The sequence below is a fragment of the uncultured Capnocytophaga sp. genome (genome assembly GCF_938029845.1).
GTDB lineage: Bacteria > Bacteroidota > Bacteroidia > Flavobacteriales > Flavobacteriaceae > Capnocytophaga.
Genome location: NZ_CALHGG010000054.1, coordinates 1 through 9,150 on the forward strand (window position 1 = coordinate 1; position 9,150 = coordinate 9,150).

Consider the following 9,150-nt stretch of genomic DNA (forward strand, 5'->3'; position numbering starts at 1 on the left):
CCTGAACAGAGTGCAAAATTACAACAATGCAAGGGGCAAAGTCAAGGAAAAGGCTGCTGAGAAGTAATAAAAAGATTCGTTAATTTATTATGTAAGTGGTAAGTATTTCTTTATTAGAGGATTGGAAATCACAAATTTTTCACAAAATATCAACTGCTAAAACCTTTTTATTCCTATGAAAATCAATAAGTTATATTGTATTTTTATAGAAAAACATAGTTTAATAAAAAAATTTTCTTGAAAAAAGTGCTTTTAAATTTTTTTTTTCGGAAAAAAGATGTACCTTTGCAAAGAATTTTTTATTCTTCTTTTTATACAAGAATATTATTTTTTCAAAACCTAAACATTATAGCTAGCTACAAACATGGAGAAGACCCTTACGGAATTGATATTAGAGCAACGGAGCTATCTGAAAAATACTTTCCCTAAGAAGAAGGCGGAGGATTTCGTAGATGCTCTTTATCGCTTGCTATTCAATTTGGATTCCACTACTTGTGAGAGTAGTTATGAGATAGAGCAGCGCCTTAGAGGCAAGCGCTTGGAACTCTCGGAAATTGTCTATGATTACTTGAAGGAAACCGAGATCACTGAGCAACAAACAAAGCAGTTTTTCACCTCTATTACCCAGATATATCCGCTTTTGCTCTGCGATGCAAGGGCTATCCTAGGGAATGACCCCGCCGCTCAGAACTTGGAGGAGGTATATATGTCCTACCCTGGGTTCTATGCTATTGCCATTCATAGGCTTGCCCATCAGCTGTGGCAACAAGGATTAAAGCTTTTGGCTCGGGTATGGTCGGAGTACGCCCACAGCCGCACAGGAATTGATATACACCCTGCCGCACAGATTGGTAAGAACTTCTGTATAGACCATGGTACAGGCATCGTCATAGGAGAGACTTGTGTGATAGGTGACAATGTAAAGATATACCAAGGTGTAACCCTAGGAGCCCTATCGGTTACCAAGGACAAGATGAACACAGATCGTCACCCCAAGATAGGTGATAATGTTGTTATCTATTCAGGGGCTACCATATTGGGCAACAGCCAGATAGGACACGATAGTACCATAGGGGGAAATGTATGGCTTACTGAAAGCATAGAACCCTATACTGTCATCTACTATAAGAGTGAAATGATCACCAAACAGAAAAACCTATCCCCTGAACCTATATTTTTTCATATATAAACAAACTTTCTATTAACATAATTTATAATTTTATGAAGCATGACAACATTTTAGGAGCTATTGGAAATACTCCTGTTATTCGTCTTTCCAGACTCTTCCCAACCCATCAAGTTTGGATCAAATTAGAAAAGAGCAACCCAGGAGGAAGCATCAAAGACCGTATTGCTTTGGCCATGATTGAAAAGGCTGAAAAAGACGGAATCATCAACAAAGATACTGTAATCATAGAGCCTACTTCAGGAAATACAGGGGTAGGATTAGCCCTTGTGGCTGCTATAAAGGGCTACAAATTAGTACTTGTAATGCCTGAGTCCATGAGTGTAGAACGCCGCAAACTCGTTTCTGCCTATGGTGCCTCTTTCGTACTCACTCCTAAGGAAAAAGGAACCGGAGGAGCCGTAGAAAAAGCTAAAGAATTGGCCGCCTCTATTCCTAACTCTTGGATTCCACAGCAGTTTGAAAACCCAGCCAACCCTGAAATACACCGCCTTACTACCGCTCAAGAGATCTTGGCTGACTTCCCACAAGGAGTGGATTACTTTATCTCTGGTATTGGAACAGGAGGACACCTCTCTGGTATTGGAGAAGTATTGAAAGGCAAATTCCCTCATACTAAAGTGTTTGGTATAGAGCCTGCTACCTCTGCCGTGCTTAGTGGTAACAAGCCAGGTCCACACCCACTACAAGGAATAGGAACAGGATTTATCCCTAAAACACTCAATACCTCTATCTACGATGGTATCATCACCATAGACAAGGATGAAGCCTACGATTACACCCGTCGTTTGGCCAGGACAGAAGGTATCTTAGCGGGTATTTCCACCGGTACTTCCTTGGCTGCTATTGCTAAGAAACTCCCTGAAATCAAGGAAAATGAAGTAGTACTTACCGTAAATTACGATTCAGGTGATCGCTACTGGTCTGTAGCTGACCTTTTTGAAGAAAATCCATATTAATGAGACAATGAGCCGATTTGACAATGTGCTAATCGGCTCATTTTTGTTAATCAACTAATCAACTATGCGTATTCTCCTCCAACGTGTCAGCCATGCCCAAGTAGCCATAGCAGGGGCAGTGCATTCGGAAATAGGTCAGGGTTTTCTGCTCCTTTTAGGAATAGAAGAAGCCGATGGTCAAGATGATATAGACTTCCTATGTAAGAAAGTGGCTCAAATTCGCCTTTTCAATGATGCTGAAGGGGTGATGAACCTCTCTTTGCAGGAAGTGGAAGGTTCCCTTATGGTAGTGAGCCAATTCACCCTATATGCCAGCACCAAGAAGGGTAATCGTCCCTCCTATATTCGTGCTGCCAGACCTGAAAAAGCAATCCCCTTATATGAAGCTTTTGTCCAAAGGCTACAAGAACTCACCCAAAAGCCTGTTGCCACAGGTGTATTTGGAGCCGATATGCAAGTGAGTCTCTGCAATGATGGACCTGTTACTATCCTTATAGATAGCAAGATGCGTGATTTCTGACGAAATCACGCATCTTAATCATAAAAAATGAATGAAATATAAATTAGGTTTGGTACTTAGTCCATTTCATTAAGCCCTCACAGGCAAGTTCATAACAAGGTCTATATACAAATTCACCTTGTCCTTAAGCTCTTTACGATTGACAATGAAATCTAAAAAGCCATGCTCCTGAACAAACTCAGCTGTTTGGAAGCCCTCAGGTAATTCCTTTCCTGTGGTATCCTTCACCACTCGAGGTCCTGCAAAGCCAATAAGAGCACCCGGTTCCGCTATATTAATATCTCCCAACATAGCAAAAGAAGCTGTTACCCCTCCCGTGGTTGGGTCGGTACATAGAGAAATATAAGGCAGCCCTGCGTCGTCCAATTGGGCGAGTTTTGCTGAAGTTTTAGCCATCTGCATAAGGGAGAAAGCCGCCTCCATCATACGGGCGCCTCCTGACTTGGATATCATCATAAAAGGCAAGCGATTCTTAATAGCGTAATCTATACCACGGGCTATCTTTTCCCCTACAACACTCCCCATAGAACCTCCAATGAAGTCAAAATCCATACAAGCCACCACTAGCTCACGTCCTTTGGACTCCCCTACGGCACAACGCACGGCATCGTATAGGTTGGTTTTCTTTTGAGCTTCCTTAAGCCTGTCCTTGTACTTCTTGGTATCCTCAAAGTCCAATGGATCTTTTGCTTTCATGGTCTTATCCAGTTCACTGAATTTGCCATCGAACAATATTTCAAAATATTCCTTGCTGCCAATACGCACATGGTAGCCATCCTCTGGGCTAATATAGAAATTCTGAGCAAGTTCCTCTGTTTCAACTATTTTTCCTGTAGGAGACTTATACCAGAGTCCTTGTGGTATATCCTTTTTCTCCTCAGTAGCTGTCTGTATTCCTTTTGTTTTTCTCTTGAACCAAGACATATATGTTTCTCATTAATAGTAAGATAGCCTTTCTGATAGCGGATAGCCCTCTTAAAGACTTACCTTAGAAATTAGCAGGGCAAAATTACGGTTTTTTTTCTACATAACGATTCCTAGGTGTGTTAATGTTGATAAGTTTTCTGTTTTTCAGTTGACAGAAGTCAGTTGACAGTTGACAGACTCTGACTGCTGAATACTAAATACTGACCGCTGTCCGCTGAATACTAAATACTGACCGCTGTCCGCTGAATACTGACCTCTGACCCCTGAATACTGAATACTGACCTCTGAATACTGACGACTGACTATTTTTAAATAAATTATAACAGTCAAAAATGATTTTTTTAAGACAAAAAAGTCTATCTTTGCGGTGCATATAAATAATTTGAATTATGTCTAAGATAGGAAACACATTAGCAGCCTTGGTGCTTGGTGCTGCCATAGGCGTAGGTGTGGGAATTCTTTTCGCTCCTGATGAAGGAAAAAAGACCCGCAAACGTATTCGTAAATCATTGGAAGGGGTGTCCGACAACCTTAAGGACAAACTCACTCACCTGAATGAAAATCTAAAAGAGAAGAAACTCAAACTCAAAGGCACTTTGGAGGACAATGTAGAGAGACTACTTTCCAAATCTAGCTACAAGGCAGAGGAAGTTATCAATGCTCTTGAACGCAAATTGGAAGACCTAAAGGCAGCCGCAGCTAAATATCAAAAATAATCCCTAAGCACTCTTATCATGGCACTCAGCGAACTCAAGGAAACGGCAAAGACCCTACCCACAGAAGTGGAATCAACGGTCAATTCACATTTGGAGTACTATAAGCTATATATATTCCGTATTATAGCCAAGACCACTATGGGCTTTGTAAGCCTTTTTGTGACAGCTCTTTTTCTGCTGATTATTGCCTTTTTCTTGGCTTGTGCCTCTGCTTTTGCTATTGGAGAATGGTTAGGTAGTGAAGCCCTAGGCTTTGCCATAATGGGGCTAATCTTTGTATTAGCACTGCTCATTATCTACAAAAACCGCAAGGGGCTTATCCAGAAGCCTATATTGAGCAAATTGTCCGAAATATATTTTAAAGAATAATGTCATGGAAAGAAAATACACCTCATTCACCGAAATAGAAAACGACTTGCGTGCACTCAAGCTCAAAAAGGATATAGACCTTTTGTGCCTAAAGACTGATTATCAAACGCTACTTCGTAATCTTTCCATAAGTGGACTTTTTGCGGACTCCGTAGCACAGTTCAGAAGTGCCATAGCCGAAAAGCAAAGAAGCTTATTATCACTAGTGGCTGGCTTTTTGCTTAGAAAGTTTTTCTAATAGTAATCTTTTTCTAATCAATGTTTTAGCTTTTTTGCTCTAAAAAAATGAAGATAAAATTTTGATATATGGGAAAAAGGTCGTACTTTTGCACCCTGAAAAAAGCGAGGTCTTGTAGCTCAGCTGGTTAGAGCACCTGACTCATAATCAGGGGGTCCTTGGTTCGAGCCCAAGCTGGACCACCTTCGCTAAAGCACTTACAGAGATGTAAGTGCTTTTTTTATGGGTTATAGTTGCTTTTTAAAGAAAATATACCTACCTTTGCCCAGATTTTCAAAAACGTAATTAAATGAAGAAATTTCTATTTTTAGCAGGGCTATTTATGGCTGCAGCCACCGCCTCTGCACAAAGTGGTAACTTAGATCAAGGTGGCTTACAACTCAATGCTGGAGTAGGTATCTCTGGTTGGGGAATTCCTGTGTATGTAGGGCTTGATTATGGAGTTACTAACGATATCAGCGTAGGAGGTGAATTTACTTTCCGTAGCTACTCCCATTCAAGCTATTATACCCACAACATCATGGGATTCTTTGCCAATGGAAACTACCATTTCAACAACTTATTCAACCTTCCTCGCCCATTAGACCTTTATGCAGGGTTGAGTTTAGGAGTTTATACTTCTACTGTTTCAGTTAAGGACGGAAGAGACTACATTGGAGATAGCTACTCAGGCTTTAGTCTTATTGGACAGACTGGTGCCCGCTATTTCTTTACTGATAACTTTGGGGTGAATTTGGAACTCTCTGGAGGAGTACTCACCAGTGGAGCTAAAGCAGGAATCACCTATAGATTTTAATTTAGGTAAAAAGTAAAAGATAAAAGGTAAAAGGTAAAAAGTATAGAGCACTTTTTACCTTTTACTTTTTATTTTTCAACTTTTTTTAGTCTCTTCTTGAATGAAGGATTCTCAATATATACCAGAAGAGCAACATCACTGAGGAAAACAGTTGTAGGGCAGCACCTACATATTGGTCAGTGGTGTATTCATTCTTCACATTATACGTTTGGTAAAGAATACTTCCGGCAGCAAGAACTACCATCCCCACAGAGAACCATAGGCCTAACTCAAATCCGAAGAGTACCCCTGCCACAATAAGCCCCAAGGAGAGAAAACCACCTATGACTAGAATACTTCTTAGAAAAGAAAAATCCAAACGTGTCATAAAAACAACTGCTGTAAGCCCTCCAAACAAGGAAAGCGTAATAATAGCTGCTTGTGAGAGAATCTCAGTACCTGTATAAGCCAATGCAATGTAAATCAATGGCAAGAAAATCACAGCTTCCAAAAGCACATAAAGCCCTAGCCCCACATATTGGGTAGTTCGGCTAAGGGAATGTGCCCATTTGCTCGCCAACATAGAGCCTAACCAGAAACCACCTATGATAAACAGCCATATAAATTTGCGTCCAAACATGGCTAAGATGAGTTCCTCTGGGACCAAGCGGAGTAAAGCCGTCTCTACCAAGATAAAAGCCAAAAGCGCCAAGGCGACATGGGTGTAGGTTTTCCTATAAAAAGTAGCACGTTCTGTATCCGTAGAATAAGTTACCAACTCAGGAGCTGAGTTGTAGGAGTTGTTGTAGCTACTCTTATTGTAGCTGGAATTGTATGAATTCATGATAATAGGTTTTATAATGGGCAAAAATACAAAAAAGTTTTGAATTTTGAGTTCTTAGTCTTGAGTTACTAATGTAAATCAATTGACTTTTATCAGTAACTCAAAACTTAAAATTCAGAACTCAGAACTCAAAACTTAAAATTTAAAACTACTCTGTTTTATTTCTAAAGACAAGACCATTGTCAAAGGAGTCTATCAAGATGAGGCTACCTGCCTTGATATTGCCTTTGAGGATCTCCTTGGAGAGGGCGTTCATCACCTCTTTCTGGAGGACACGCTTTACAGGACGGGCACCGAATTGTGGGTCGTAACCGCGCTCTGCTAAGTAGTCTATCGCCTCATTGGTGGCTTCCAACACAATATTCTCACGAGCTACCAACTTGATGATGCTATTGAGCTGCAAACGTACAATCTGCCTAATATCTGCCTTAGTGAGTGGGGCAAACATCACTATGTCATCTATACGGTTGATAAACTCTGGTCGTACGGTTTGCTTGAGCAATTGTAGCACCTCTTCTTTGGCCTTTTCGGTAGCTTCTTCTGTATCCTTATATTTCTCAAAACTTTCCTGAATAAGATGGCTACCCATGTTGGAAGTCATGATAATAATCGTATTCTTGAAATCGGCTGTACGTCCCTTGTTATCCGTAAGACGTCCTTCGTCCAATACTTGTAAGAGAATATTGAAAGTATCGGGGTGAGCCTTTTCTATCTCGTCCAATAAGACCACAGAGTAAGGACGGCGACGTACTGCCTCAGTAAGTTGTCCACCTTCGTCATAACCTACATATCCTGGAGGCGCTCCTACCAAACGGCTTACAGCATGCTTTTCTTGATATTCACTCATATCAATACGAGTCATCGCATTCTCATCGTCAAAGAGATATTCAGCCAAAGCTTTTGCCAACTCTGTCTTTCCGACCCCAGTGGTTCCCAAGAATAGGAAGGAGCCAATAGGCTTTTTAGGATCTTGTAAGCCTGCACGGCTACGGCGGATCGCATCGGAGACAGCTGCAATAGCCTCTTCTTGTCCTACCACACGTTTGTGTAGTTCTTCTTCTAAGTGGAGAAGTTTTTCACGCTCGCCCTGCATCATCTTGGTCACAGGCACCCCTGTCCATTTGGCGATCACTTCGGCTATATCCTCACGGGTTACCTCCTCCTTGATCATGGACATCTCATGCCCTTCTACTTCTTTTTGAAGACTTTCGAGTTTGGCTTCTTCTTGCTTGATCTTACCATAACGAAGTTCAGCTACTTTACCATAGTTTCCTTCACGTTCGGCACGTTCAGCATCTAATTTGTATTGTTCAATATTGTTCTTAACCGCTTGTATCTCATCCACTAAGGTTTTTTCACCTTGCCACTTGGTAAAGAGGGCGTTGCGTTCCTCCTTCAGGTTGGCTAGATCAGCATTGAGTAAGCGGAGTTTTTCATCGTCATTTTCACGCTTAATGGCCTCAATTTCAATTTCCAATTGCATGATCTTACGGTCAAGTACGTCCAATTCCTCTGGTTTGGAGTTGATCTCCATACGTAGTTTGGCAGCTGCCTCGTCCATAAGGTCAATCGCCTTATCAGGCAAATAACGATTAGGAATATAGCGCTGAGAAAGTTCCACGGCAGCGATAATAGCTTCGTCCTTGATACGTACCTTGTGGTGAGCCTCATATTTCTCCTTGATACCACGGAGGATAGAGATAGCACTCTCTGTATCAGGCTCTTCCACCATCACCTTTTGGAAACGACGTTCAAGGGCTTTGTCTTTTTCAAAATATTTCTGATACTCATCCAAGGTAGTGGCACCAATGGCACGAAGTTCTCCACGCGCCAAGGCAGGTTTGAGGATATTAGCGGCATCCATAGCACCTTCGCCTCCACCAGCACCCACAAGGGTATGTATCTCATCAATAAACAAGATGATATTACCATCGGAGGAGGTCACCTCCTTCACTACTGATTTGAGTCGTTCCTCGAACTCCCCTTTGTACTTAGCCCCTGCGATAAGAGCACCCATATCCAAGGAGTAGATAGTCTTATCCTTAAGGTTCTCAGGCACGTCTCCATTGACAATACGGTGTGCCAATCCCTCGGCAATAGCTGTCTTACCGACCCCAGGTTCCCCTACTAACATAGGATTGTTTTTGGTACGGCGGGAAAGGATCTGGAGCACACGGCGGATTTCATCATCACGACCTATGACAGGATCCAGTTTGCCACTATGGGCAAGTTGGGTAAGGTTTTTCGCATATTTGTTAAGCGAGTTATAGGTATCCTCTGCTGAAGCGGAGGTTACACGTTCGCCCTTTCGCAGTTCGGCGATGACCTTTTCAAATTCTTTTTCGGTAACCCCTTGTTCCTTAAGCGCTTGACCTACTTGGTTTTTGATTTTGAAGATCGCCAAGAGCAGATGCTCTATGGAAACATACTCATCATTCATTTTCTTAGCGATATTGCTCGCTTCGGTGAGCACCTCCCCTGCTGTACGGGAAAGAGACATCTGTCCGCCCTGTACCTTAGGGTAAGAAGCCAAGGCCTTTTCCACTGCTTGACCAAGAGTTGTGGTATTGACTTGCAACTTTTTAAGGATAAAAGGCAGTACATTGTTATCTACCT

The 9,150-nt window shown here is 41.7% G+C and carries 10 protein-coding genes and 1 tRNA gene; 8 read left to right on the plus strand and 3 right to left on the minus strand.

The features are described from left to right. Positions 1-364: 364 nt before the first annotated feature. The 3 genes from epsC to dtd all read left to right on the plus strand — a co-directional run bounded on the left by epsC (position 365) and on the right by dtd (position 2,665). A complete protein-coding gene (gene epsC, locus Q0625_RS03910) occupies positions 365-1,189 on the plus strand; it encodes a serine O-acetyltransferase EpsC (protein WP_298823618.1) in 825 nt (274 codons plus the stop codon). Between the two features lie 32 nt (positions 1,190-1,221). Continuing rightward, positions 1,222-2,145 carry a cysteine synthase A gene (gene cysK / locus Q0625_RS03915; RefSeq protein ID WP_298823620.1) on the plus strand — a complete coding sequence of 308 codons (924 nt, stop codon included), beginning with the start codon at positions 1,222-1,224 and terminating at the stop codon, positions 2,143-2,145. A gap of 64 nt (positions 2,146-2,209) precedes the next feature. Then, entirely contained in the window at positions 2,210-2,665 is a 456-nt protein-coding gene (dtd, locus tag Q0625_RS03920) for a D-aminoacyl-tRNA deacylase (protein WP_298823622.1), read from the plus strand. Between the two features lie 69 nt (positions 2,666-2,734). Here dtd and accD read toward each other — a convergent pair whose 3' ends face one another. Continuing rightward, complete coding sequence (gene accD / locus Q0625_RS03925) at positions 2,735-3,589, minus strand: acetyl-CoA carboxylase, carboxyltransferase subunit beta (protein WP_298823623.1); 855 nt, start codon at positions 3,587-3,589, stop codon at positions 2,735-2,737. A 392-nt stretch (positions 3,590-3,981) separates the two neighbouring features. On the opposite strand from accD, the gene Q0625_RS03930 reads away from it, so the two are divergent. The 5 genes from Q0625_RS03930 (at position 3,982) to Q0625_RS03950 (ending at position 5,711) form a co-directional block, all read left to right on the plus strand. Beyond that, positions 3,982-4,308 (plus strand): YtxH domain-containing protein, encoded by a 327-nt coding sequence (locus Q0625_RS03930; protein WP_298823624.1) that lies wholly within the window; start codon positions 3,982-3,984, stop codon positions 4,306-4,308. A gap of 18 nt (positions 4,309-4,326) precedes the next feature. Next, positions 4,327-4,677: a hypothetical protein gene (locus Q0625_RS03935; protein WP_298823625.1), complete on the plus strand. Its 351-nt coding sequence runs from the start codon at positions 4,327-4,329 to the stop codon at positions 4,675-4,677. A gap of 4 nt (positions 4,678-4,681) precedes the next feature. Continuing rightward, positions 4,682-4,915, plus strand: a complete 234-nt coding sequence (locus Q0625_RS03940) for a DUF6327 family protein (RefSeq protein WP_298823626.1) — start codon at positions 4,682-4,684, stop codon at positions 4,913-4,915. Positions 4,916-5,023: 108 nt separating this feature from the next. After that, positions 5,024-5,097, plus strand: a tRNA-Ile gene (locus Q0625_RS03945). A gap of 107 nt (positions 5,098-5,204) precedes the next feature. Beyond that, positions 5,205-5,711, plus strand: a complete 507-nt coding sequence (locus Q0625_RS03950; protein WP_298823627.1) for an outer membrane beta-barrel protein — start codon at positions 5,205-5,207, stop codon at positions 5,709-5,711. A gap of 85 nt (positions 5,712-5,796) precedes the next feature. On the opposite strand, the gene Q0625_RS03955 is transcribed toward Q0625_RS03950, so the two are convergent. After that, on the minus strand, positions 5,797-6,534 hold the full coding sequence (locus Q0625_RS03955) for a Bax inhibitor-1 family protein (RefSeq protein ID WP_298823628.1): 738 nt from the start codon (positions 6,532-6,534) through the stop codon (positions 5,797-5,799). A gap of 148 nt (positions 6,535-6,682) precedes the next feature. Further along, positions 6,683-9,150: ATP-dependent chaperone ClpB (gene clpB, locus Q0625_RS03960; RefSeq protein WP_298823630.1), on the minus strand; the 2,468-nt coding region annotated here is incomplete at its 5' end.